Below are 24545 nucleotides of genomic sequence, written 5' to 3'. Positions count from 1 at the left end.
GCCATACGGGTGGAACCTCGGCGGGTCGTGGACGTCGTGCGGGTCGCCAGTGTCCCCGTGTCCCGCGGGTCGTCATACCGCCGTCGCGGTGACGCGCTCGCTCTCCACCCGCTTCTCGAGCGCCTCGGGCGCCAGCCGGTCCAGGTTCCGGCACAGGACGACGGAGGCCCCGGCGGCCAGCGGCGCGTACAGCCCGGCGGAGATCCCCTCCCAGGTGTCGTACGGACGTGCCGAGAGCAGCCGGCCCCCGGGCGCGAGGCCGAGGGCCTCGGCGTCCGCGCGGGCCCGCTCGACGAGCTGGGCACCCGTCAGTTCCGTACCGCCGACGACGAGGGCCGGAGCGTCCGCGTCGACCGGGACGAACGGGGCGAAACGGTCCCCCTGGCTCGGCACCTCGACCGCGTAGTCCGCGTATCCGGCGGGCGGGGCGGGGAAGCGGCGGCCCAGCGGGGCGAGGGAGAGCGCGATCCGGTCGCCCGAGCAGGCCAGGCCCGCCTCCAGGGTGTCGGGGCCCGCGACGACGTAGTCGGCGTCCGCCGGGTCGCCGCCGACCTCGGCGGTCACGCCGACGGACGAGCAGGCGAGCAGCCAGACAGCGGTCTGCCAGTGGGCGGGCAGCAGCAGCGCGAGCCGGTCGCCGGGGGAGGCGGACAGCTCCCCCTGGAGCAGGTTGGCCGTCTTGGCCACCCAATTGGCGAAGGTGGCGACGGACAATTCCACGCGCTCACCGGTGGCGTCGTCGTAGAAGGTGACCAAGGGGCGTGCGGGGTCCGCGGCGAGCGCGGATCGCAGCAGGTCGGCGGGGGTGCGGTCGCTGGCGTTCACGCGGGCAAGGGTACGCGGGGAGGCGCGCGGGGGCCCGCCGTACCGGTGACGTCGTCCACCGGTCGGACCGACGCCCCGTCAGCGGGGAGAGTGAATCCCGCCGAGCGAAATGCGCCGGGACTGCGGACGATCGCCTCATGCGTGCCTACCTTGTCTCCTCCATCGCCGTCACGTGTGCGGCGGCGCTCGCCCTGCCGCTGTCCCTCGCCACCCCCGCGGCGTCGCTGCCGTCGGCCGGTCAGGCCGACGGGGCCGCCGCCGGCTCCGTCGATGCCGGCTCCGTCGACACGGACGTCGCCGGGTCCACCCAGTCCCTGCCACTTCGGCCGATCGGTACCACCGACCGGACCATCGGCGGCATGGCCGCGCAAGGGCTGACCCGACGGGACGTCAGACCCTTCTCCCTGCTCGGTGTCGTCTGGGACGACGCCCGTGCCCCCCTGCACGGCACGGTCCAGGTCCGCACCCGGGCCGCCGGCGGCTCCGAGTGGTCGCCATGGCAGGACGTCGAGATCCACAACGAGGAGCACGGGGCCGACCCCGGCACCGCGGAGGCGGCGGAGGCCGCGCTGCGCGGGTCCACCGCACCGCTGTGGGTGGGTGAGTCGGACGGCGTCGAGATCCGCGTACGGCCGGAGACCGAGCGGGACGCGGCACCTCTCCCGGCCGGACTCCGCCTGGAGCTGGTCGACCCGGGCCCGGAGCGCGAGGTCCCGGAGACACGGTCGGGGCCGGCGGCGACCACCGTCCTCCCGGCCCTGTCGCGGGCGGCGACGGCGACAACGACGACGACGGCGGGGGTCGCCGCGGCCGCCGCGAAGCCGTACATCGGACCCCGACCGAAGATCATCACCCGCAAGGGGTGGGGCGCCGACGAGAAGATGCGCAAGGGGGGCTTCATCTACACGAAGTCGGTCAAGGCGGCCTTCGTCCACCACAGCGCCACCGGCAACAACTACACCTGCCGCCAGGCCCCCTCCGTCATCCGGAGCATCTACCGCTACCACGTCAAGAGCAGCGGCTGGCGGGACATCGGCTACAACTTCGCCGTCGACAAGTGCGGAAACATCTACGAGGGCCGTGCGGGAGGCGTGGCCAAGCCGGTGCTCGGCGCCCACACGCTCGGCTTCAACACCAACAGCATGGGCATCGCGGTTCTCGGTTCCTTCAGCAAGACGGCGCCGCCGGCCGCGGCGGTGAACGCCGTGGCGAAGCTGACGGCGTGGAAGCTGGGGCTGCACGGGGCCAACCCGAAGGGCAAGGCGACGCTCACCTCGGGCGGCGGGAACAAGTACAAGAAGGGCAAGAAGGTCAAGTTCCATACGATCGCGGGCCACCGCGACGGATTCGCCACGGACTGCCCCGGCGGCCGCCTCTACAGCAAGCTGGGCGCCGCCAGGACCGCCTCGGCGAAGTACCAGGGCCGCAGCTGAGCTCAAGGTCACGGTCCCGGCGGGCCTACAGGATCGCCGACCCGGCCCCGCTCCGGGCGGGACCACCCCGGCCGGGGCCCGGCCCACCGCCTGCCGTCCCCCCGGACCGGTCGCCGCCACCGCGGGCCCCCCGGACCGGTCGCACCGCCACCGCGCGCCCCCCGGACCCGTCGCACCGCCACCGCGCGCACCCCCCGCCCCGTTACGCTCGTACCCATGGCCGGCCGCTTCCCCCCACGTCCCACCCGCACCACCGTGCGCGGCGGCCACGTCCCCGTACCCGCCGCCGTACCCGCCGCCCGGGCCCCCCACCCCCCGGTCGCCCGCCTCACCCGCCGCTGGACCCCCGACGCCCCCACGGACCTGGGCCTCACCCTCGGCCCGCTCCGCCGCGGCCCTGGCGACCCCACCTTCCGTACGACCCCCGACGGCTCCGTCTGGCGCGCCGCCCGCACCCCCACGGGCCCCGGCACCCTCAGGGTCTCGCTGCGCCCGAGCGAGGGCGTCGCCGAGGCCGAGGCCTGGGGCCCGGGCGCCGAGTGGCTCCTGGACCGGCTCCCGCAGCTGCTCGGCGCCGAGGACGACCCGGGCGCCTTCACCCCGCGCCACCGCCTCCTCGCCGCCACCCACCGCCGCCGCCCCGGCCTCCGGCTGACCCGCACCGGCCTGGTGATGGAGTCGCTGATCCCCTCGATCCTGGAGCAGAAGGTCACGACGGACGAGGCCTACCGCGCCTGGCGGCTGCTCGTACGGAAGTACGGCGAGCCCGCCCCCGGCCCCGGCGCCCGGCTTCCCGCGATGCCCGACCTCCATGTGATGCCCGACGCCCGCACCTGGTCGCTCATCCCCTCCTGGGAGTGGCACCGCGCCGGCGTCGACAACAAGCGCGCCGCCACCATCCTGCGCGTCGTCAAGGTGGCCCGGCGGATGGAGGAGGCCGCCTCGATGGAGTCCCGACAGGCCCAGGAACGCCTGGAGTTGATCCCGGGCATCGGCCCCTGGACCTCCGCCGAGACGGTCCAGCGCAGCAACGGCGCCCCCGACGCCGTCAGCGTCGGCGACTACCACCTGCCGAGCATCGTCGGCTTCGCCCTCGCGGGCGACCGCACCGCCGACGACACCGCGATGCTCGCCCTGCTGGAGCCCTACGCGGGCCAGCGCCACCGCGCGGCCCGCCTCATCCTCCTCAGCGGCCACATCCCGCCCCGGCGCGCGCCCCGGATGACCCCCGGGAACATCGGAGCGCTGTAGGCGCGGTTCAGCGCACCTCGATGAACCGACCCGCCTGCCGCGCCGGCCGCTCCTTCGGCGGAGCGGCCGCGTGCCCGACGGCCACCGCGCCCATCGGGTCCCAGTCGTCCGGGAGCCCGAGGACATCGCGTACGACATCGCGGCAGAACATCGTCGAGGACACCCACGCCGAACCGAGCCGCTCGCCCGCCAGCGCCACCAGGAAGTTCTGTACGCCCGCGCCCGCCGCGACCACGAACATCTCGCGCTCGGCGGTGTCCCTGCGCGCGTCGCCGTAGTGGTGGGAACCGTCCATGACCAGGCAGGGCACCACCAGATACGGGGCGCCTCGCAGCACGTCGCCGCGGCGGACCCGCTTGGCGATCGACTCCTCCGACCTTCCGTCCCGGCGCAGGTCCGCGATCCAGGCGTCCCGCATCGCGTCGAGCAGCCGGGTCCGGGACTCGGCGGATTCGAGGAGCACGAACCGCCAGGGCGTGGTGTGGTGCGGGGCCGGCGCCGTGACGGCGGCGGCGACGGCACGCCGTACGGCGCCCGGGTCCACCGGCTCGTCGGTGAACTCCCGGACGGTACGACGCAGGGTCACCGCCTCCCGTACGGCCTCCGAGGTCCCGAGCCGGAACATGTCGTCGGCCGCGCTCCGGACCAGCGCCCGGGCGCCCTCCTGGACGTCGCCGACCAGGTGCGGCAGCCCGCGGACCACCGCGACCGGCACTCCGCCGGCCTTGCCCTTGACCAGGTCACCGGCGGCGGCGAGTTCGTCGGCGGTGGCGACCACGGTCGCGCTGAGCGGATTGCCGTACGCGTCCGTGCCGCCGCGCAGGTCGTCGAGGACGCGCACGCCGGCCGCGCCGATGGCCATGTCGGTCAGTCCACTGCGCCAGGGCCGCCCGGAGGTGTCCGTGACGATGACACCGACGTCGACCCCGAGCGCGTCCCGGAGCCCTTCCCGTACCGCCCGGGCCGAGGCGTCCGGGTCGACGGGCAGCAACAGCACGGTTCCGGCGGGGGTGTTGGAGGCGTCGACCCCGGCCGCGGCCATGACGAGGCCCTGCCGGTTCTCGACGATCCGAAGTGTCCCGCGCCGCGCGACCACCCGTACGGTCTCGGCGTCGATCGCCTCCTCACGGTCGTCGGCGGCGATCACCCGTCCCTCGGCCTTGCTGACGATCTTCGAGGTGACGAGCAGCACGTCCCCGTCCAGAAGCCCCGGCGACACGGAGGCGATCAACTTCGCCAGATCGTCCCCCGCCCTCACCTCGGGCATCCCCTCCAGCCCCCACACCCGATACGAACGCCCCGCCTCACGCTGCGGGCCGCCACCGCCCAGGCCCTCGCCGCCGTCCGCGCGGGCCGCCCGCGGGCCCCCGCCCGCCGGCCCCACCCCCGTGCCGTCCGCAGGACCCCTCACCCGCGGACCTCCTCCGCGAGCGTCAGCGCCTCGCGCGCCATCGCGGCCGTGGCCTCCAGGTCCGTCATCAGCAGCGGCACCGCCCGGCAGCGGATGCCCGCCGCCTCGACGTCGGCGACCGTGCCCGCGTCGACCGTGTCGACCAGCCAGCCGTCGAGCAGGCCCGAGCCGTAGTGCCGAGCCACCGCCGCGGCCGTGGCCTCCACGCCCACCGCCGCGAGCACCTTGTCGGCCATGCCGCGCACCGGCGCGTCGCCGACGATGGGGGAGAGGCCCACGACCGGCACGCCCGCCTCCGCGATCGCCTCGCGGATGCCCGGCACGGCCAGGATCGTGCCGATCGACACCACCGGGTTCGACGGCGGGAAGAGGATGACGTCCGCCTCCGCGATCGCCTCGAGTACTCCGGGCGCGGGCTTCGCGCCCTCCGCGCCGACCGGCACGACGGCCTGGGCGTCCACGGAAGCCCGCAGCCTCACCCAGTACTCCTGGAAGTGCACCGCCCGGGACTCGCCGTCCACCTCGATGGCGACATGCGTCTCGACCCGGTCGTCCGACATCGGCAGCAGCCGCACGCCCGGCTGCCAGCGGGCGCAGAGCGCCTCCGTGACCGCGCTCAGCGGATACCCGGCGCCCAGCATCTGCGTACGGACGATGTGCGTCGCGAAGTCGCGGTCGCCGAGGCCGAACCACTCCGGCCCCACCCCGTACGCCGCGAGCTCCTCCTTCACCGTGAAGGACTCCTCCGCACGGCCCCAGCCCTGCTCCTCGTTGATCCCACCGCCGAGGGTGTACATCACCGTGTCCAGGTCCGGGCAGACCTTCAGCCCGAAGAGATGGATGTCGTCTCCGGTGTTGCCGACGACCGTGATCTCCGCGTCCGGTGCGGCCTGCTTGAGGCCGCGAAGGAAGCGGGCACCACCGATGCCCCCGGCCAGAACCACAATGCGCATGCGAACAGTCTGTCAGGCGCAGCCTGATCCTTTGTGGGGTGGTGGTCGGGCGACGGGCGGGCGTGTCAGGCGGTCACGGTCACCGGGGCCGCCGGGGCGCATTGCGCCTGGAAGGATTCGTGCATCGGCATCTCGGTCAGACCGGGGTAGTACACGTGCAGGCTGACCGCCGGTTCGAGGGAGTCGTTGACGACCTCGTGGACGTACCCCGGCGCGAAGACGCGCTGCGCGCCGGCCCCGAGCGTCCGCACGCCCCGTTCCGTACGCTCCGTCAGTTCGCCTTCGAGGACGGTCAGTACGCCGGACGAGCGGCCGTGGTCGTGCGGCCCGCTGCCCTGTCCGGGCACCCAGGACAGCAGCCAGACCTCGTAGCCCGGGCCGGTGCGGAGCCGGTGGTACCAGCGGGTGGTGGCGTCGTACTCGACGTGGGGCGCCCACTGCGCGCGGTCGGCGGCGATGGAGCGGGCGAGGCCGGCGAACTCGGCCACGCTGGCGGGGTGCTCGCGGGCCGGCTGGAGGAGGTGCTGGACCTCGAGGATGTCGCCGGCGATCTGAAGGTCGCTGTCGCTGTTCATGGGTGCGGTGGTTCCTCAGCAGAAGTGCAGGGTGTCGCAAGACAGGGGAAAAGCGGAACGCAGAGCTGTGCGGAGAGGCGAGGCTGTGCGGGCTGGAGCGCTACGGCATCAACAGCTGGGACAGCAACAGCAACAGCGGGCCTGGACAGCGCGGCGGAACCCACGGGCGTGGGTCGCGGAGGGCGCTGAGGTCGCTGGCATGGAATCAAAGGTGACGGCAGGGAGGACCGACTGTCAACTCAATGCCCGATTTGGCCGCAATGTTTCACCTCATCCGGTCGACCGGTCCGGAGAAAGGTTTGTGCAGCCGGAAGGCGGGACACATGGCGCAGCAACCGGGCCTGTAAACACGGCTGACGGTCCGTGATCGGACTGTGATCCGGATCGCTTCCGTGGCCGGATCGCAACAAGATCCTCTTCACGGTCGTCTCTCCCTGGGGAGGGATCGACCCTCCTCGTCGAGGAGTGGGAGAGGAAGCGGTGCGGTCAGGCCGGTGGCATGTGTCAGGTTTTTGGTGATTTGAACACTTTCCGCATAGCCTTGGTTCCGCAGAGTGAATACCGGGCCCAATAGCAGATTCCGGCTTGACTCGCTCAGAGCACGAACTTGTAATTTCACTCGTGTCGTTCGGCCGAAATCGGTAACGGCAACATCACGGGGACGCAAAGACAGACGAGGGGCGCACATGACCGAGTTGTTCCAGGAACTGCTGGTCGAGGACGCGGACGAGGAACTCGGCTGGCAGGAGCGCGCGCTGTGCGCCCAGACCGATCCCGAGTCCTTCTTCCCCGAGAAGGGCGGCTCGACCCGCGAGGCCAAGAAGGTCTGCCTCGCCTGTGAGGTCCGTTCCGAATGCCTCGAATACGCCCTGCAGAACGACGAACGATTCGGCATCTGGGGCGGCCTGTCCGAGCGTGAACGTCGCCGCCTGAAAAAGGCCGCGGTCTGAGAGGACCCGCGGCCGGCACCCCGCCGGACTCCCGGCCGGACACCCGCCGGACTCCCGGCCCGGCACCCGCCGGACACCCCCCGGCCACCGGCCACCCGTGCGCCCGCCAATCCGCGCACACCCGTACACAACGAAGGGTCCGCCCCCTGTGCTCTGTCCACAGGCGGCGGACCATTCTGTTGCCAGCCGTTAGTGTGGGGCCCCGTCCGAGACGCACCCACGCCCCCCGCGGGCGACCCCGGCCGGAGGGCCCGTACCTCGATGTCCTCAACTCCCGAGTTTCCGCGACACGTCGTCACCGCCGTGCTCGTCGCCCACGACGGCGCCCGCTGGCTGCCGGACGCCCTCGCCGGGCTGCTCGCCCAGGAACGCCCCGTGCAGAACGTCGTCGCCGCCGACACCGGCAGCGCCGACGACTCCGCGCAGCTGCTCGCCGACGCGATCGGTCCCGACCGGGTGCTCCACCTCGCCCGCCGTACGGGCTTCGGCGCCGCCGTCGAGGAGGCCGCCCGGACCGCGCCCCTGCTCGGACCCGAGGAACTCCCGTATCTGAAGCGCCCCAGCGGCTGGGACCCCGTCAGCAGGACGTGGAGCGACGACGCCTACGACCTGCCCGAACTCCCGCACGGCGAGCCCGTGCAGTGGCTCTGGCTGCTCCACGACGACTGCGCCCCCGAACCGGACGCGCTCGCCGAACTGCTGCGCGTCGCCGACTCGGACACGTACGCCGCCGTCGTCGGACCCAAGCTCCGCGGCTGGTACGACCGCAAGCAGCTGCTCGAGGCCGGCGTCTCCATCGCCCGCAGCGGCCGCCGCTGGACCGGCCTCGACCGCCGCGAGCAGGACCAGGGCCAGCACGACCAGGTCCGCTCCGTCCTCTCCGTCTCCAGCGCCGGCATGCTCGTCCGCCGCGACGTCTTCGAGGAGCTCGGCGGCTTCGACCGGCGCCTGCCCCTCATGCGCGACGACGTCGACCTGTGCTGGCGCGCCCACTCCGCGGGGCACCACGTCCTCGTCGCCCCCGGCGCCGTCCTGCGCCACGCCGAGGCCTCCGCCCGCGAACGCCGCACCGTCGACTGCGCCGGCCGCTCCGTCGCCAACCCGCACCGCGTCGACAAGGCCGGCGCCGTCTACACCCTGCTCGCCAACACCCGCGGCGCCGCCCTGCCCTACGTCTTCCTCCGCCTGGTCCTCGGCACGCTGCTGCGCACCCTCGCCTACCTCGTCGGCAAGGTCCCCGGCCAGGCCGTCGACGAGGTCATGGGCCTCTTCGGCACCCTGCTGCGCCCCGAGAAGATCCTCGCCGCACGCAAGCGCCGCAAGAACCCCGCCGTCGCCGCGAGCGAACTGCGTCCGCTCTTCCCGCCGCCCGGCGCGACCGTCCGCGCCACCGCCGAGCAGATCGTGGCGAACTTCGGCGGCTCCGACGCCGACTCCGGCGGCTCACGCCACGGCGTCGTCGAGTCCGGACCCGGCGGCGACGACGCCGACTTCCTGGAGATCGAGCAGTTCGCCCGGCTCAAGAAGATCGCCCGCAAGCCCGGCCCGGTCCTCTTCGCCCTGCTCCTGCTCATCTCCGTCGTCGCCTGCCGCGGCCTGTTCGGCGGCGGCTCGCTCGCCGGCGGCGCCCTGCTGCCCGCCCCCGACTCCGTCGGAGGTCTCTGGGAGCGGTACGCCGACGCCTGGCACGCCATCGGCACCGGCGGCACCCAGACCGCACCGCCCTACCTCGCCGTCCTGGCCGGACTCTCCGCGCTCTTCCTCGGCTCCACCTCCTTCGCGCTCACCCTGCTCCTCGTCTGCTCGGTCCCGCTGGCCGGCTTCACCGCCTACTTCGCCGCCCGCCCGATCGTCGAGTCCCGGCTGCTGCGCGCCTGGGGCGCCATCGCCTACGCCTTCCTGCCCGCCGTCACCGGAGCGCTCGCCGCCGGCCGCCTGGGCACCGCCGTCCTCGCGATCCTGCTCCCGCTCATCGCCCGCGCCGCCGTCGCCGCCCACGGACTGACCGGTCAGGGCCGGGGCAGCTGGCGCGCCACCTGGGCGTACACCTTCCTGCTGACCTTCGCGACGGCGTTCACTCCGATCGTCTGGCCGCTCGCCGTCGTCCTCGGCATCGCCGTGCTCGTCCTGCGCCGCGGCGACATCACGGCGTACGGACTGCGCTTCCTCGCCGCCGTCGGCACCCCGATCCTCGTCCTCGCCCCCTGGTCGCTGTCCCTGCTGACCAGCCCGGCCGCGTTCCTGCGCGAGGCCGGCCTCGACATCCGTACGGGCACGGCCTCCGCCCTCGACCTGCTCGGGATCAGCCCCGGCGGCCCCGGCACCACCGCCGGCCTCCTCCTCATCGGCATCGTCCTCGCCGGCCTCGCCGCGCTGCTGCGCGAGGAGCGGCAGTTCGCCGTCCGCGCCGCCTGGGCCGCCGCCCTCGCCGGCCTCCTGTTCGCCGCGCTGTCCAACGGCGCCGGCGGCACCGGATGGGCCGGACCCGCCACCCTCGTCTACGGCGCGGCCCTCCTCGCCGCCGGCATGATCGGCGCCGAGGGCGGCCGCACCCGCGTCGCCGCCCACGGCTTCGGCTGGCGCCAGCCCGTCGCCGCGCTCATCGCGCTCGCCGCCGCGCTCGGCCCGGTCGTGGCCGCCGCCACCTGGATGATCGGCGGCGCCGACGGCCCGCTGACCCGGCGCGACCCGGTCCAGGTCCCGGCGTTCGTCGCCGAGGAGAGCGACACCCGGGACCAGCCCCGCACCCTCGTCCTCGGCGGCACCTCGCCCGGCGAGGTCGCGTACACCCTGGTCCGCGGCTCCGGCGCGCGCCTCGGCGACGCCGAACTGGCCGCCGCCGGTGGCGGCGACCCGCGCCTGGACAAGGTCGTCGCCCACCTCGTGGCCGGCTCCGGCGCCGACCAGACCGAGGAACTGAGCGGCTTCGCGATCCGCTACGTCCTCGTACGGGACGGGGCACCGCGCCAGATGAGCCGCGTCCTCGACGCCACGCCCGGCCTCAGCCGCCTCAGCCAGCTCGACGGCAGCGCGCTGTGGCGGGTCGACCGCGAGGTCGCCCGGGCGACGATCGTCGTCCCCGGGGCCAAGACCGCCGACGCGGCGGTCAAGCCGGTGGCCGTCGCCGCCGGACCCGTCGAGGCGCACACCACGATCCCGGCGGGCCCGGCCGGCCGCGTCCTGCGCATCGCTGACCGCGCCGACGACGGCTGGACCGCCACCCTCGACGGCAAGGAACTGAAGAAGACCACCGTCGACGGCTGGGCCCAGGGCTTCGAGCTCCCCACCGGCGGCGGCCGCCTCGACCTCACGTACGACGAGCCGCTCACCCACAGCCTGTGGATCTGGACGCAGGTCGGCCTCGCCGTCGTCCTGCTCGTCCTCGCCCTGCCCGGGCGGCGCCGCGAGATCGACGACGACCTGCCCGAGGAGGAGGTCGTCATTCCCGCCCAGGCAGTGGAGGGCGACGGCCGCCGGGCCCGCCGGCTGCGCGCCGCCGCCGAGGCGGAGGCCGCGTCGACCGGGGTGGAGGAGCAGGCCCCTGAGCCCGCCGCCCTCCCCGAGCAGCAGACGTACGCCGCCGAGGAATGGCAGCAACAGCCCCAGCCCCCGCAGCAGCCGCAGGAGCAGTACGCCCAGCAGGGCTACCCCCAGCAGTACTCGGAGTACGCGGCCGACCCGTACCAGCAGCAGGGGTACGACCAGCAGCAGTACCAGCAGCAGTACGACCAGCAGGGGTACCCGCAGCAGCCGTACGACCCGTACCAGCAGCAGGGATACGAACAGCAGGGGTACGACCAGCCGGGGTACGAACAGCAGCCCCAGGAGCAGCAGCGGGCGTACGACCCGTACACCTACGGCTACGAGACCGAGCAGCGTCCCGACGGGAGCAGCAACCAGTGAAGCGGACCACCCTCTCCCTGATCGCGGTCGCCACCGCCCTCGCCGCCGTCACCGGCTTCGCCGCCCTGACCGCGCCCGACGGCACCACCAAGACCCCGGCCGTCGCCGTACAGCCGCTGCCCGTGGAGCGCTCCAGCCTGCTCTGCCCCGCGCCGAGCACGTCCGAGGTGGCCGAGACGGCCTACACCTCGTACACCCCCCAGGGGAAGCCCGGCACCTCCGGCACCTCCAGCAGCACCGGCACCAGCGGTGCCTCTGGCACCTCCGCCGCCTCCGTCGCCGCCAAGGCGGAGCTGAAGCCCGCCACCTCCGCCGCCACCCCGGGCGGATCTACGGCCAAGAAGCCCGCCGCCAAGGCCCCGGCCACCGTCACCCAGCCCGGCACACCCGTCTCCGCCGAGGCGAACGGCGGCGCGGCCCCCGCCCTGACCGGCTCCGCCACCGGCACCCTCGCCCCCGGCTGGACGGTCCAGCAGACCACCGTCGTCCCGGCCGGCGGCGCCCGCGGCCTCCTCGGCGTCACCTGCACCGCCCCCGACACGGACTTCTGGTTCCCGGCCGCCTCCACGGCCAAGGACCGCCAGGACTACGTCCACCTCACCAACCCCGACGACACCGCCGCCGTCGCCGACATCGAGCTGTACGGCCCCGAAGGCGCGCTCCCCTCACAGCTGACCGAGGGCATCCCCGTCCCCGCCCGCTCCAGCGTTCCCGTCCTGCTCTCCACCCTCACCGCGGAGAAGCCCGCCGCCGACGTCACCGTCCATGTGACGGCCCGCAGCGGCCGGGTCGGCGCGGTCATCGGCTCCGCCGACGACAAGCTCGGCAGCGACTGGCTCCCCGCCGCCGCCGACCCGGCCGCCACCGCCGTGCTCCCCGGCATCCCCGCCGACGCGACCTCGGTGCGCCTGGTGGCGTACGTACCGGGGGAGGACGACGCCGACCTGAAGATCCAGCTGGTCAGCGAGACCGGCACGATCGTCCCGGCCGGAGCGCAGTCGCTGCACGTGAAGTCGGGCATGACCGCGGCCGTCGACCTCCCGGACCTCACCCGGGGCGAGGTCGGCTCGCTGCTGCTCACCCCGTCGGACGCCAAGAAGCCCACCCCGTTCGTGGCAGCCCTGCGCGTCGTCCGAGGAAAGGGCGAGAACCACGAGGTCGCCTTCGTCCCGGCGACCGCGGCGATCTCCGCCCGTGCCACCGTCGCCGACAACCGTTCGGCCGGTTCCACCCTCGCCCTGACCGCCCCGGGCGCGACGGCCGAGGTGAAGGTCACCGCCTCGGCGGGTACGGAGGGCGGCACGCCGGTCTCCAAGACCTTCACGGTCAAGGCGGGCACCACGACGAAGGTGACCGGGCTCGTCCCGACGGGCCTGAAGGGCTCCTACGCCCTGACCGTCGAACGGCTCTCGGGCGGCCCCGTCCACGCCTCAAGGACCCTGGCCCTGCCCCAGGACGGCGTCCCCATGTTCACGGTCCAGACCCTGAGCGACGACCGCGGCACGGTCGAGGTCCCGAAGGCGAAGCAGGACCTCTCGGTCCTGGACGACTGACGTCGGATCCCCGGGGGGTACGGGTGTCAGTCCTGCCCGTACCGGGGATTGTCAGTCCTGCCCGTACCGGGGATCGACCGACTCGGGCGAGAGGCCCAGGAGCTCCGCCACCTGCTCCACCACCACCTCGTGGACGAGCAGCGCGCGTTCGTCGCGGCTCTTCGACCGGATCTCGACGGGCCGCCGGTAGACCACGACACGAGCCGGACCGTCCTTCTCCGCGGGCGCGGACCCGCCCAGCGGCACCGCCTCCCCCGGCACCGAGGGCGGAACGTCGAGGACCATGAACTCGACGTCCGCCAGCTGGGGCCAGTGCCGCTCCAGCCGCTCCACCGAGTCCAGGACCAGATCGCGGAACGTGTCGGCCCGACTCGTGGACAGCGGCACCTGCGGCGGGGCGACAGGGCCCCGCATGCCGCGGCCGTGACGGTCGCGGCGGCGCGTCCGGGGCTCGGGCGGAGCCGGGTGCGACTCCGCCGCGTGCGACTCCGCGGCGTGCGACTCCGCCGCGTGCGGCTCGGCGGGACGGGACGAGTGGCTCGGCGGCACAGGACTGTCCATCACTGACGCAGCGTAACTCTCCTCGGTGCTCCGCGACCGTGGCGCACCCGCACCATGTCGGGGCGGCCCTGTCCCGGCATGTCGTGAGTTGAACGTTCCGGCCAGGCCCGGGCTCCATTCGGTGGCTTCGGGCGATCGGCCATCTGGCCGTGGTTGACCGGATTCCTGTCGACGGTTGTCCGGATCGGCCACCGTCCCCACCCCTCGCCCCTTCCTTCCCCGCAGGTCAGGACCGCCGGCCCGCCAGGGGCCGTGTCGGAGGTCACACCGCGACACGTGGGAGTGACCTGGTGGAGAGTCGTCGCGGCCCGCTCAAGAGTGCGGTACCGTCCAACGTCGTGAGCCCTGTACGTCGCTGTTCGCGCACCGCGTGCGGCCGCCCTGCCGTCGCGACACTGACGTACGTCTATGCCGACTCGACTGCGGTCCTCGGCCCGCTCGCCACCTACGCCGAGCCCCACTGCTACGACCTGTGTGCCGAACACAGCGAGCGCCTCACCGCGCCGCGCGGCTGGGAGGTCGTGCGGCTCTCCGACGGCTCCGCCCCCGCCCGCCCCAGCGGCGACGACCTCGAAGCCCTCGCCAACGCGGTACGGGAGGCGGCCCGCCCCCAGGAGCGCGCGGCCGAGGCCGGCGGCAAGGGCGGCGGCGGTCGCGGCGGTGACCCGATGGAGGTCGGACGCCGCGGACACCTCCGCGTCCTGCGCTCCCCCGACTCCTGACCCGCTCGCGTACCCCTCCCCCTCCCCCTTCCTCCCCTCCCGCTTCCCCTCCCCGCCTCAGCCGGGCTCCCGCCACGGGCCGACCGGCGGACGGACCGCGCCCACCCCGCGGCGGCCCGGGTAGGTTAGGCGTTCGCATACGCACGCGCCGCAATCCGCGTGCCGAGAATTCAGGAGGGTTGTTCCGTGGCTGCTGATCTGTCGCAGATCGTGAAGGCGTACGACGTCCGCGGGGTGGTGCCGGATCAGTGGGACGAGGACCTCGCCGAGCTGTTCGGTGCCGCGTTCGTCCAGGTGACCGGCGCGGACGCGATCGTCGTCGGCCACGACATGCGGCCCTCGTCGCCGGGTCTGTCGGGCGCCTTCGCCCGCGGCGCGGCCCGCCTGGGCGCCGACGTCACCCTGATCGGGCTCTGCTCGACGGACCAGCTGTACTTCGCCTCCGGTCGGCTGAACCTGCCGGGCGCGATGTTCACCGCCTCGCACAACCCCGCCCAGTACAACGGCATCAAGATGTGCCGCGCGGGCGCCGCCCCGGTCGGCCAGGACACCGGCCTCGCCGAGATCCGCACCCTCGCCGAGCAGTGGTCGGAGCAGGGTGCCCCCGAGGCCGCCGCGACCGCCGGCACGATCACCGAGCTGGACACGCTCGACGACTACGCCACGTACCTGCGGACGCTCGTCGACCTCACCGCGATCCGCCCCCTGAAGGTCGTCGTGGACGCCGGCAACGGCATGGGCGGCCACACGGTCCCCACCGTCTTCGCGGGCCTCCCGCTGGACGTCGTACCGATGTACTTCGAGCTCGACGGCACCTTCCCGAACCACGAGGCCAACCCGCTCGACCCGAAGAACATCGTCGACCTCCAGGCCCGCGTCCGGGCCGAGGGCGCCGACCTCGGCCTCGCCTTCGACGGCGACGCCGACCGCTGCTTCGTCGTCGACGAGCGCGGCGAGGCCGTCTCGCCCTCCGCGATCACGGCCCTGGTGGCCGCACGCGAGCTGGCGAAGCACCCCGGCGGAACGATCATCCACAACCTGATCACCTCCTGGTCCGTCCCCGAGGTCGTGCGCGAGAACGGCGGCACGCCGGTCCGCACCCGCGTCGGCCACTCCTTCATCAAGGAGGAGATGGCGAAGTCGGGCGCCGTCTTCGGCGGCGAGCACTCCGCGCACTACTACTTCAAGGACTTCTGGAACGCCGACACCGGCATGCTCGCCGCGCTGCACGTCCTCGCCGCCCTCGGCGGCCAGGAGGGCACGCTCTCCGAGCTCGTCTCCTCCTACGACCGCTACGTGGGCTCGGGGGAGATCAACTCCACCGTCGCCGACCAGGCCGGCCGTACCGCCGCCGTCAAGGAGACCTACGCGGGTCAGGGCGGTGTCAGCGTCGACGAGCTGGACGGTCTGACGGTCGCCGCGGGGGACTGGTGGTTCAACCTGCGCCCCTCCAACACCGAGCCGCTCCTCCGCCTGAACGTCGAGGCCCGCGACGCGGCCACCATGGCCAAGGTCCGCGACGAGGTCCTGGCGCTCGTCCGCACCACGGACTGACCCGCTCCTCCTCCGGGGGACGGGCCGGGCGCCGAGCCGCGCGCCCCGTCCCCCGGCGGTAGGCTGACCTGGCCCCAAGGGCAGCCCCACCACCTGTTTGTTCGAAGGGACACCCCATGCCGCTCGAAGCCGGTCTCCTGGAGATCCTGGCCTGCCCGGCCTGCCACGCGCCGCTGAACGACCGCACGGCGGCCGAGACCCCCGAGCTGATCTGCACGGGCGAGGACTGCGGCCTCGCCTACCCGGTCCGCGACGGCATCCCGGTCCTCCTCGTCGACGAGGCCCGCCGCCCCCAGTAGCGCGTCCCGCGCGGCCGGCCGGGTCGCGCGACCCGTCGCGGCGTGGTCAGCCGCCGACGGCGACCGACCGCCCACGGGAAGACCCGCACCTCTGTCTTCTCAGCTGCACGGGCGGTGCGGTTGGGAACCCAAACCCGGCCGAAGGCCGGACCCCCCACAAGCCGCACCCGCCCCGCCCCACCTCACACCGCACAAGCCACCGCACCGCATCCGCCCCGCACCCCGGAGGCCCCATGCTCGACGAGACCCTCCTCGACGCACCGGACGCCCTCGCCCTCGCCGACCGCCGCGGCCTCCTCCGGGGCGCCGCCGAGGCCGGCGCACGGGTACGGACCGCCACGCGCCACGCCGCCGAAGCCGGAGTCGCCGAGCTCACGCCCGAGGGCCGCCCCCGCGCCGTCCTCGTCGCGGGCCCCGGCACCGCGGCCGCCGGCGTCGCGGACCTCGTCGGCGCCCTCGCCGGGGCCGCCGCCCCCGTCATCCGCCTCCGGCCCACCGGCGTCGCCCCCGCCGCCGGCGCCCTGCGCTGGGCCCTCCCCGGCTGGGCGGGCTCCGTGGATCTCCTCCTCATCCCGACCACCGACGGCTCCGAACCCGGTCTCGCCGTCCTCGCCGAGCAGGCGTACCGCCGGGGCATCACGGTCGTCGCCGTCGCCCCCAAGGCCTCCCCGCTCGCCGAGGCCGTCAACGGCTCCCACGGCCTGCTCGTCCCGATGGCGACCGCCCCGAACGAGGGCGCCGAGGAGTACGCCGGGACCCTGGCCGCCGGCCCCGGCGCCCTGTGGGCCCTGTTCACCCCGCTCCTCGTGCTCCTCGACCGGGTCGGTCTCCTCGAAGCGCCCCCCGAGATCCTGGAGAAGGTCGCCGACCGGCTCGACCGTACGGCGGAACGCTGCGGCCCGGCCATCGCCACCTACAGCAACCCGGCCAAGACGCTCGCCGCCGAGCTCGCCGACTCGCTGCCGCTGATCTGGACCGAGGGCGAGGCGGCGGGCCCCGCCGGACGGCGGTTCGCCGCCGTCCTGGCCGAGCTGGCCGGCCTGCCCGCGCTCGCCGCCGAGCTGCCCGAGGCCCTCCCCGCCCACGGCGTCCTGCTCGCGGGCGACTACGCGGCCGGCGCCGACCCCGACGACTTCTTCCGCGACCGCGTCGACGAGCCGCAGGCCCTGCGCGCCCGCGTCGTCCTGCTCCGCGACCGGCCGGCCGGCGGCCTGACCGCCGCCCCCGCCGCCCGGGAACTGGCGCTCAGCCACGGCACGGCCATCAGCGAACTGGAGCCGGAGGAGGGCAGCGAACTGGAGAGCCTGGCCGAGCTCCTCGCCGTCACCGACTTCGCCGCCGTCTACCTCTCCCTGGCCTCGGCCGGCAGCACCGCCCCTCACTGAAGCCCCCCGACCCCCGCCCCGAGGAAAGCTGGAACGCTCGATGGACCGCCTCGTCAACACCGTCCGCCCCTACGCCTGGGGCTCCACGACGGCCATCCCGGAACTGCTCGGTACCACCCCCACCGGTGAACCCCAGGCCGAGATGTGGATGGGCGCCCACCCCGGCGCCCCCTCCGTCACCGAGCGCGGACCGCTCAACGAGGTGATCGACGCCGATCCCGTACGCGAACTCGGCGCCCCGGCCGTCGAGAAGTTCGGCCCGCACCTGCCCTTCCTCCTCAAGCTGCTCGCCGCCGGCGCCCCGCTCTCCCTGCAGGTCCACCCCGACCTCGCCCAGGCCAAGGCCGGCTTCGCCGCCGAAGAGGCGGCCGGCGTCCCCTTCGACGCCCCGCACCGCAACTACAAGGACGCCAACCACAAGCCCGAACTGATCTGCGCCCTCACGCCGTTCGAGGGACTGTGCGGCTTCCGCGACCCCGTCGAGGCCGCCGACGTCCTCGACGCCCTCGGCGTCGACTCCCTCAAGCCGTACGTCGACCTGCTGCACGCCCACCCCGAAGAGGCCGCGCTGCGCGAGGTCCTGACGGCGCTGCTGACCGCCGACCACGAGGAGATGGCGCACACCGTCGCCGAGGCCACGGCCGCCGCCACCCGCCTGGGCGGCGCCCACGCCCCGTACGCCGCGATCGCCCACCACTACCCGAGCGACCCCGGCGTCATCGCCGCCATGCTCCTCAACCACGTGCGACTCCAGCCGGGCGAAGCGCTCTTCCTCGGCGCGGGCGTGCCGCACGCCTACCTCGACGGCCTCGGTGTCGAGATCATGGCGAACTCCGACAACGTGCTGCGCTGCGGCCTGACCCCCAAGCACGTCGACGTCCCGGAGCTGCTGCGGATCGTCCGCTTCGAGCCCACCGACCCCGGCGTCCTGCGCCCCGAGGCCTCCCCGTCCGGTGAAGAGGTCTACGACACCCCCACCGACGAGTTCCGCCTCTCCCGCTTCGTACGGGCGCCGGGCGCCGCCCCGACCGACGTCACCGCCCCCACCCCGCAGATCCTGCTCGCCGTCGCGGGCCGTCCGAAGGCGGGCGAAGTGACCCTGGGCCCCGGGGAGTCCGTCTTCGTACCGGCGGGCGAAAAGGCCGAACTGTCCGGTACGGGAACGGTGTTCCGCGCCACCGTCGTGGCCTGATGTAACAATGTCCGGCCGAACAGCGGCACTCACCACCCGGTACCGACGAAGGGAACACGTACACCCATGAGCGCGTCAGGCGGAACCAAGGCGATCGTGGCGGCACTCGTCGCCAACCTCGCGATCGCGGTAGCCAAGTTCGTGGCGTTCCTCTTCAGCGGTTCGTCCTCGATGCTCGCCGAGAGCGTCCACTCGCTCGCCGACTCCGGCAACCAGGGTCTGCTCCTGCTCGGCGGCAAGAAGGCCCAGCGCGAGGCGACCCCGCAGCACCCCTTCGGCTACGGCCGCGAGCGGTACATCTACGCCTTCCTCGTCTCCATCGTGCTCTTCTCCGTCGGTGGCATGTTCGCCATCTACGAGGGCTACGAGAAGATCAAGCACCCGCACGAGATCGAGGCCTGGTACTGGCCGGTCGGCGTCCTCGTCTTCGCGATCATCGCCGAGACGTTCTCGTTCCGCACCGCCATCAAGGAGTCCAACGCGATCCGCGGCGGGCTGTCCTGGAAGGAGTTCGTCCGCCGGGCGAAGGCCCCCGAGCTCCCGGTCGTCCTCCTGGAGGACCTCGGCGCCCTCGTCGGCCTGATCCTCGCCCTCGCCGGCGTCAGCGTGGCGCTCGTCACCGGCGACGGCATCTGGGACGGCATCGGCACCCTCTGCATCGGTGTGCTGCTCATCGTGATCGCGATCGTGCTGGCCGCCGAGACCAAGTCGCTGCTGCTCGGCGAGGCCGCGGGCGTCGACGAGGTGAAGCGGATCGAGGAGGCGGTCGTCGACGGCCAGACCGTCACCCGCCTCATCCACATGCGTACGCTCCACCTCGGCCCGGAGGAGCTCCTCGTCGCCGCCAAGATCGCCGTCCAGCACGACGACACGGCCACCGACGTGGCCGCCGCCATCAACGCGGCGGAGGAGCGCATCCGCGCCGCCGTCCCCATCGCCCGGGTCATCTACCTGGAGCCGGACGTCTACGACGAGACCGCCGCGTCCGCCGGCCTGAACCCCGGGAAGTCCCCGGGCGGAGCCGGCCACTGATCCACGCGGGGCGGCCCGAGGTCATCACGACCTCGGGCCCTGTCTGTTGTACGGGCGACCGAATCCCGGGCCTTGGCGGACTGTGGGTCGCCGCGCCGATCGGTGTAGATTCGTGACCAGCCAGACGTCGCTGCTGATGGCGGTCGGGCGGTCCGCGATGGACCGGCCGAGGGAGAGAGGGCCTCCGACGACTGCACCGCGGAAGTTACCCGGGCATTCGTATGCCCGTGTGCCCAGAGCTGCGGTGTCAGGCGCTTCATCCGACCCTCGAACCCGATCCACGAGGAGCAGCCCAGTCATGACGACTGTCGCCAACCAGCAGGACTTCAAGGTCGCCGACCTCTCCCTGGCCGCCTTCGGCCGCAAGGAGATCACGCTGGCCGAGCACGAGATGCCCGGTCTGATGTCGATCCGCCGCGAGTACGCGGAGCAGCAGCCGCTGGCCGGGGCGCGGATCACCGGTTCCCTGCACATGACCGTGCAGACGGCCGTCCTGATCGAGACCCTGGTCGCCCTCGGCGCCGAGGTCCGCTGGGCCTCCTGCAACATCTTCTCCACCCAGGACCACGCCGCTGCGGCCATCGCCGTCGGCCCGAACGGCACCCCCGACGCCCCGGCCGGCGTCCCGGTCTTCGCCTGGAAGGGCGAGACCCTTGAGGAGTACTGGTGGTGCACGGAGCAGGCCCTGACCTGGCCGAACACCCCCACCGGCGGCCCGAACATGATCCTGGACGACGGCGGTGACGCCACCCTCCTCGTCCACAAGGGCGTCGAGTTCGAGAAGGCCGGCTCCGCCCCGGACCCGTCCACCGCGGACAGCGAGGAGTACGCCCACATCCTCCGTCTCCTCAACCGCACCCTCGGCGAGAACCCGCAGAAGTGGACCCAGCTCGCGTCCGAGATCCGCGGCGTGACGGAGGAGACCACGACCGGTGTCCACCGCCTGTACGAGATGCAGCAGGCCGGCACCCTCCTCTTCCCGGCGATCAACGTGAACGACGCCGTGACGAAGTCGAAGTTCGACAACAAGTACGGTTGCCGTCACTCCCTGATCGATGGCATCAACCGTGCGACTGATGTCCTGATCGGCGGCAAGGTCGCGGTCGTCTTCGGTTACGGCGATGTCGGCAAGGGCTGCGCGGAGTCGCTGCGTGGCCAGGGTGCCCGGGTGATCATCACGGAGATCGACCCGATCTGCGCGCTGCAGGCGGCGATGGACGGCTACCAGGTCGCCACGCTGGACGATGTGGTGGAGACGGCGGACATCTTCATCACGACGACCGGCAACAAGGACATCATCATGGCGTCGGACATCGCCAGGATGAAGCACCAGGCCATCGTGGGGAACATCGGCCACTTCGACAACGAGATCGACATGGCCGGCCTGGCTCAGATCCCGGGCATCGTGAAGGACGAGGTCAAGCCGCAGGTCCACACCTGGACGTTCCCGGACGGCAAGGTGGTCATCGTGCTGTCCGAGGGCCGTCTGCTGAACCTGGGCAACGCGACCGGGCACCCGTCGTTCGTGATGTCGAACTCGTTCGCGGACCAGACCCTGGCCCAGATCGAGCTGTTCACCAAGCCTGAGCAGTACCCGACCGATGTCTACGTCCTGCCCAAGCACCTCGACGAGAAGGTGGCCCGCCTCCACCTCGACGCGCTGGGCGTGAAGCTGACGACCCTGCGCCCGGAGCAGGCCGCCTACATCGGCGTCCCCGTCGAAGGCCCGTACAAGCCGGACCACTACCGCTACTGATGCCGACGCGGACGGCGCCCGTGCACTGACGCCCACCCGTCCCCCGCACCCGTAGAGCAACCAGGCAGGCCCCCGCACCCCCGTGCCGGGGGCCTGCCTCGTCCGCCACCGGGCGTCCCGGCCCGTTTCCCGGACCTACCGCCCCAGAGAGCACCCCGAGGACCCATGCCCCGCGGCCGCTATTCGCTCCATGATCCGCACGATCACACCCCCCTCGGTGAAGAGCACTTCAACTGCGCGCCCGGCCCCTCCGGCTGGCGCTACGTCTCACAGATCACCACCCCCTCCGGCGAACACGCCGGCTCCGTCGACCTGGCCATCGACGACCTCGGCCGCCCCATCCGCCTCGAACTCCACGCCGCGAGCTGGCAGGTCCGCGGCGCCGCCCTCGACGGCGTCACCTGGGTCCGTACCGACCCCACCGGCACCCACGCCACCGAAGGCAATGTGCGCGCCCACGCCTTCACCGGCACGTCCCCGGCTTTCCTCGTCGCCCTCACGCGACTCCTGCGTCTCACCCCCGGTTCCCCCGCGACCCGTGTCCGGCTCGTCGCCTTCACGGACCCGGTGCTCGCCCCCCTCACCGTCGACCAGTCCTGGGCCCTGGTGAAGAGTGAAGCGCACGCCACTGACAACGGCCCTCTGCTCGTGGACGAGTACCAGGTCAACGCCCTGGACACGGGGGAGCAGCACACTGTCCACATCGCCGGCGACGTGGTGCTCTCCGCCCCCGGCATCGAACTCGAGGCCCTCGAAACCCCGCCGTCCGTCTTCCCCTGAGCTACGCGGGAGGAGCGAACCCCGTCCGCTTCGACGCGGTCGGTGCCTCTGCCCCACTCGGCGCCGTTGGGGCGGCCGCCGTCGTCTCTCGCCCCGCCTCTCTCCCCGGCGCGGCGGCGGGTGCCACGAACCCGGGAGCCGCCTCGGGCCCGGCCCGCTCCGCGGAAGCGAAGGCCCGCCGCGCGTCCCGCGCCTGCCGCTCACCCACCACGGCCGCCAGATACTCCGCCGCGGGCACCCCCGGCGGAGGAGGCGTCCCCGTCCGCGCCACCAGCTCGTCGGCGAGCCGCTCCGCGAGCCGCCGGCCCACGGCCGGGTCCAGCTGTCGCATCCGCGTCAAGTACTGCCGTATCTCCAGCCACAGCCCGTCCGGCACGGCCGACAGATCCATCTGCGAGAACCGCCCCACCAGCCAGGGCGGGGGAGGAGGCACGGCGGCGGTCCGAGCCGCCGGCACCCGTTCCCGTACCACCAGCGTCCCGGCGAAGACATCGCCGATCCGCCGCCCGCGCTCCGACACCAGCGAAGCGATACAGGCGACCACCCCGAAGGTCATGAGGATCTCCACGACCCCGATAGCCCCGCGCACCAGCGCGTGCCGGAACCTGATCGGCCCCCCGTCGTCCCGCACCACCCGCAGCCCGCAGGCCATCTTCCCGAGCGACCGGCCGTGCGACAGCGTCTCCACCGCGATCGGCCCACCGACCAGCACGAGGACGAAAGAGGCGATGGCCAGCGCGGTCCGCGCGGCCTCGTCGAGGGAAGCCGTGGCCGCCGCCAGCCCGATCGAGACCAGCAGATAGGCCGACCACACCACCACCAGATCGATGAAGAGCGCCAGAGCCCGGCTGGGCAGCCGCGCGGGCCGCAACCCCAGTACGACGGCGTCCCCCGTCACAACCCCGCTCACGACGCCCACCCTTCTCCGACCTTCCCCGACCCCTCTGTACGACAGTCTGCCAAGCTGACCAGCAGCGCGCCGCAGTAGTACGGACCCGTACGCACCAGTGCCTGGAGCAGTAGCCGATCATGGACATCGACGTCTACGTCACCGCCCACCGCGCCGAGTGGGACCGCCTCGACCACCTCCTGCGCCGGGGCGGCAAGCTCAGCGGCGCCGAGGCCGACGAACTCGTCTCCCTCTACCAGCGCACCGCGACCCATCTCTCGCTGATTCAGTCCAGCGCCCCGGACCCCATGCTCACGGCGCGGCTCACCCAGCTCGTCGCCCGCGCCCGCGCCACCGTCACGGGCACCCGCCGCTCCTCCTGGCGCGACGCCGCCGGCTTCCTGACGGCCGGCTTCCCCGCCGCCGTCTACCGGTCCCGCCACTGGTGGGTCCCGACCGCGGTCCTCTCCACCCTCCTCGCGGCGATCATCGGCTGGTGGATCGGTACGCACCCGGAAGTCCAGGCCGCGATCGGCGCCCCCACCGAACTCCGCGAGATGACCCGCCCCGGCGGCCAGTACGAGACGTACTACTCGAGCCACCCCGCGGCCTCCTTCGCCGCCCAGGTCTGGACGAACAACGCCCAGGCCGCCGCCCTGTGCCTGGTCCTCGGCGCGTTCCTCTGTGTCCCGGTGCTCTGGATCCTCTTCCTCAACATGCTGAACCTCGGCGTCGGCATCGGTCTGATGTCCTCAGCGGGCCGTCTCGATGTCTTCCTCGGCCTGGTCGTCCCGCACGGCCTTCTCGAACTGACCGCGGTCTTCGTCGCCGCCGGCACCGGCCTCCGTCTCGGCTGGACCCTCATCGACCCCGGCCCCATGACCCGCCGCGCCGCCCTCGCCCAGCGGGGCCGAGCGGCCGTCGGCATGGCCATCGGCCTGGCCCTGGTCCTCTTCGTCTCGGGCCTGATCGAAGGCTTCGTCACCCCCTCCGGCCTGCCGACCTGGGCACGCATCACGATCGGCATCGCCGCCGAGCTGGCGTTCCTCACGTACGTCCACGTCCTCGGCGGCCGAGCCGCCCGCGCCGGCGACACGGGCGACGTCGAGGAGCCCGACCGCAGCGCTGCCCTCCCGACCGCCGCCTGATGTGCGTACGACCCCGCTGACCTGCTAGTCTCCTCATCGCCCGCAGAACCCGTTGACACGGTGGCTGTGGGGAGGTAGATTCAACTGGTTGCCGGGGACTGGACAGTCCAGCGGCAGCGAGCTAACATCTCTCTCGCTCCGGTAGAGAACCTCGAGTTCCACGGAGCCAACCCGATTCCTTATTCGAATCACGAAGCCGATTAGGTCGGCTGAAATGAATCTGATAAAGTCGGAACCGCCGGAAAGGGAAAGCGCGAAAGCGAATGCCCGGAACGGCAAGCCCGCTCCAGCGGGTGGCGGAAACGGAAAACGGATCTGCTAGGCTGGAAACACGAAAGACCGAAGGGAAAAGCCCGGAGGAAAGCCCGAGAGG

General features: G+C 73.0%; 20 protein-coding genes. 14 read left to right on the top strand and 6 right to left on the bottom strand.

Features of this window, described 5'->3' with window-relative positions:
• Positions 1–72: 72 nt before the first annotated feature.
• Entirely contained in the window at positions 73–825 is a 753-nt protein-coding gene (locus ACF06X_RS22505; protein WP_392289063.1) for a TIGR03089 family protein, read from the bottom strand.
• A 137-nt stretch (positions 826–962) separates the two neighbouring features.
• On the opposite strand from ACF06X_RS22505, the gene ACF06X_RS22500 reads away from it, so the two are divergent.
• Positions 963–2258 carry a peptidoglycan recognition protein gene (locus tag ACF06X_RS22500; RefSeq protein WP_392289062.1) on the top strand — a complete coding sequence of 432 codons (1296 nt, stop codon included), beginning with the start codon at positions 963–965 and terminating at the stop codon, positions 2256–2258.
• Between the two features lie 216 nt (positions 2259–2474).
• Positions 2475–3509: a DNA-3-methyladenine glycosylase family protein gene (locus tag ACF06X_RS22495; protein ID WP_392289061.1), complete on the top strand. Its 1035-nt coding sequence runs from the start codon at positions 2475–2477 to the stop codon at positions 3507–3509.
• Between the two features lie 7 nt (positions 3510–3516).
• Here ACF06X_RS22495 and ACF06X_RS22490 read toward each other — a convergent pair whose 3' ends face one another.
• The 3 genes from ACF06X_RS22490 to ACF06X_RS22480 form a co-directional block, all read right to left on the bottom strand.
• A complete protein-coding gene (locus ACF06X_RS22490; RefSeq protein WP_392289410.1) occupies positions 3517–4839 on the bottom strand; it encodes a coenzyme F420-0:L-glutamate ligase in 1323 nt (440 codons plus the stop codon).
• A 77-nt stretch (positions 4840–4916) separates the two neighbouring features.
• Complete coding sequence (gene cofD / locus ACF06X_RS22485) at positions 4917–5873, bottom strand: 2-phospho-L-lactate transferase (protein WP_392289060.1); 957 nt, start codon at positions 5871–5873, stop codon at positions 4917–4919.
• A gap of 65 nt (positions 5874–5938) precedes the next feature.
• The gene (locus tag ACF06X_RS22480; protein ID WP_392289059.1) at positions 5939–6448 is read right to left on the bottom strand and encodes a cysteine dioxygenase; all 510 of its coding nucleotides are present in this window, start codon (positions 6446–6448) and stop codon (positions 5939–5941) included.
• A 686-nt stretch (positions 6449–7134) separates the two neighbouring features.
• Between ACF06X_RS22480 and ACF06X_RS22475 the strand changes: the two genes are divergently transcribed.
• From ACF06X_RS22475 to ACF06X_RS22465, 3 genes are all read left to right on the top strand, one after another.
• The gene (locus tag ACF06X_RS22475; RefSeq protein ID WP_015033978.1) at positions 7135–7398 is read left to right on the top strand and encodes a WhiB family transcriptional regulator; all 264 of its coding nucleotides are present in this window, start codon (positions 7135–7137) and stop codon (positions 7396–7398) included.
• Between the two features lie 261 nt (positions 7399–7659).
• On the top strand, positions 7660–11301 hold the full coding sequence (locus ACF06X_RS22470) for a glycosyltransferase (RefSeq protein ID WP_392289058.1): 3642 nt from the start codon (positions 7660–7662) through the stop codon (positions 11299–11301).
• Positions 11298–12854 carry a DUF5719 family protein gene (locus tag ACF06X_RS22465; RefSeq protein ID WP_392289057.1) on the top strand — a complete coding sequence of 519 codons (1557 nt, stop codon included), beginning with the start codon at positions 11298–11300 and terminating at the stop codon, positions 12852–12854. Before ACF06X_RS22470 ends, ACF06X_RS22465 begins: the two co-directional genes overlap by 4 nt.
• A gap of 51 nt (positions 12855–12905) precedes the next feature.
• Here the strand turns inward: ACF06X_RS22465 and ACF06X_RS22460 are convergent, their stop codons facing one another.
• On the bottom strand, positions 12906–13415 hold the full coding sequence (locus ACF06X_RS22460; protein ID WP_392289409.1) for a metallopeptidase family protein: 510 nt from the start codon (positions 13413–13415) through the stop codon (positions 12906–12908).
• A 290-nt stretch (positions 13416–13705) separates the two neighbouring features.
• Between ACF06X_RS22460 and ACF06X_RS22455 the strand changes: the two genes are divergently transcribed.
• The 8 genes from ACF06X_RS22455 to ACF06X_RS22420 all read left to right on the top strand — a co-directional run bounded on the left by ACF06X_RS22455 (position 13706) and on the right by ACF06X_RS22420 (position 22135).
• The gene (locus ACF06X_RS22455; RefSeq protein WP_361681608.1) at positions 13706–14137 is read left to right on the top strand and encodes a DUF3499 domain-containing protein; all 432 of its coding nucleotides are present in this window, start codon (positions 13706–13708) and stop codon (positions 14135–14137) included.
• Positions 14138–14323: 186 nt separating this feature from the next.
• Positions 14324–15691 carry a phosphomannomutase/phosphoglucomutase gene (locus ACF06X_RS22450; RefSeq protein ID WP_392289056.1) on the top strand — a complete coding sequence of 456 codons (1368 nt, stop codon included), beginning with the start codon at positions 14324–14326 and terminating at the stop codon, positions 15689–15691.
• Positions 15692–15807: 116 nt separating this feature from the next.
• Complete coding sequence (locus ACF06X_RS22445) at positions 15808–15990, top strand: Trm112 family protein (RefSeq protein ID WP_215072482.1); 183 nt, start codon at positions 15808–15810, stop codon at positions 15988–15990.
• A gap of 233 nt (positions 15991–16223) precedes the next feature.
• The gene (locus ACF06X_RS22440; RefSeq protein WP_392289055.1) at positions 16224–17375 is read left to right on the top strand and encodes an SIS domain-containing protein; all 1152 of its coding nucleotides are present in this window, start codon (positions 16224–16226) and stop codon (positions 17373–17375) included.
• A gap of 40 nt (positions 17376–17415) precedes the next feature.
• Positions 17416–18567 (top strand): mannose-6-phosphate isomerase, class I, encoded by a 1152-nt coding sequence (gene manA / locus ACF06X_RS22435; protein WP_392289054.1) that lies wholly within the window; start codon positions 17416–17418, stop codon positions 18565–18567.
• Positions 18568–18633: 66 nt separating this feature from the next.
• Positions 18634–19599: a cation diffusion facilitator family transporter gene (locus ACF06X_RS22430; protein ID WP_392289053.1), complete on the top strand. Its 966-nt coding sequence runs from the start codon at positions 18634–18636 to the stop codon at positions 19597–19599.
• Positions 19600–19897: 298 nt separating this feature from the next.
• Positions 19898–21355, top strand: a complete 1458-nt coding sequence (gene ahcY, locus ACF06X_RS22425) for an adenosylhomocysteinase (RefSeq protein ID WP_392289052.1) — start codon at positions 19898–19900, stop codon at positions 21353–21355.
• A gap of 165 nt (positions 21356–21520) precedes the next feature.
• Positions 21521–22135 (top strand): hypothetical protein, encoded by a 615-nt coding sequence (locus ACF06X_RS22420; RefSeq protein ID WP_392289051.1) that lies wholly within the window; start codon positions 21521–21523, stop codon positions 22133–22135.
• 1 nt (position 22136) lies between these two features.
• On the opposite strand, the gene ACF06X_RS22415 is transcribed toward ACF06X_RS22420, so the two are convergent.
• Positions 22137–23045, bottom strand: coding sequence for an RDD family protein (locus ACF06X_RS22415; RefSeq protein WP_392289050.1), 909 nt, complete (start codon positions 23043–23045; stop codon positions 22137–22139).
• A 119-nt stretch (positions 23046–23164) separates the two neighbouring features.
• On the opposite strand from ACF06X_RS22415, the gene ACF06X_RS22410 reads away from it, so the two are divergent.
• A complete protein-coding gene (locus ACF06X_RS22410; RefSeq protein WP_392289049.1) occupies positions 23165–24172 on the top strand; it encodes a stage II sporulation protein M in 1008 nt (335 codons plus the stop codon).
• Positions 24173–24545: the final 373 nt, after the last annotated feature.

The sequence above is a fragment of the Streptomyces sp. NPDC015346 genome (assembly GCF_043078785.1).
GTDB lineage: Bacteria > Actinomycetota > Actinomycetes > Streptomycetales > Streptomycetaceae > Streptomyces.
The sequence above is the reverse complement of the archived record's forward strand: the minus strand, read 5'-3'. Positions and strand labels throughout refer to the sequence as shown.

Bases quoted from the DNA above. Each gene is read 5' to 3' on its own strand.
- ACF06X_RS22500 (WP_392289062.1), top strand. From the start codon at position 963: ATGCGTGCCTACCTTGTCTCCTCCATCGCCGTCACGTGTGCGGCGGCG.
- ACF06X_RS22495 (WP_392289061.1), top strand. From the start codon at position 2,475: ATGGCCGGCCGCTTCCCCCCACGTCCCACCCGCACCACCGTGCGCGGC.
- cofD (WP_392289060.1), bottom strand. From the start codon at position 5,873: ATGCGCATTGTGGTTCTGGCCGGGGGCATCGGTGGTGCCCGCTTCCTT.
- ACF06X_RS22480 (WP_392289059.1), bottom strand. From the start codon at position 6,448: ATGAACAGCGACAGCGACCTTCAGATCGCCGGCGACATCCTCGAGGTC.
- ACF06X_RS22475 (WP_015033978.1), top strand. From the start codon at position 7,135: ATGACCGAGTTGTTCCAGGAACTGCTGGTCGAGGACGCGGACGAGGAA.
- ACF06X_RS22470 (WP_392289058.1), top strand. From the start codon at position 7,660: ATGTCCTCAACTCCCGAGTTTCCGCGACACGTCGTCACCGCCGTGCTC.
- ACF06X_RS22460 (WP_392289409.1), bottom strand. From the start codon at position 13,415: ATGGACAGTCCTGTGCCGCCGAGCCACTCGTCCCGTCCCGCCGAGCCG.
- ACF06X_RS22445 (WP_215072482.1), top strand. From the start codon at position 15,808: ATGCCGCTCGAAGCCGGTCTCCTGGAGATCCTGGCCTGCCCGGCCTGC.
- ACF06X_RS22440 (WP_392289055.1), top strand. From the start codon at position 16,224: ATGCTCGACGAGACCCTCCTCGACGCACCGGACGCCCTCGCCCTCGCC.
- manA (WP_392289054.1), top strand. From the start codon at position 17,416: ATGGACCGCCTCGTCAACACCGTCCGCCCCTACGCCTGGGGCTCCACG.
- ACF06X_RS22430 (WP_392289053.1), top strand. From the start codon at position 18,634: ATGAGCGCGTCAGGCGGAACCAAGGCGATCGTGGCGGCACTCGTCGCC.
- ahcY (WP_392289052.1), top strand. From the start codon at position 19,898: ATGACGACTGTCGCCAACCAGCAGGACTTCAAGGTCGCCGACCTCTCC.
- ACF06X_RS22420 (WP_392289051.1), top strand. From the start codon at position 21,521: ATGCCCCGCGGCCGCTATTCGCTCCATGATCCGCACGATCACACCCCC.
- ACF06X_RS22410 (WP_392289049.1), top strand. From the start codon at position 23,165: ATGGACATCGACGTCTACGTCACCGCCCACCGCGCCGAGTGGGACCGC.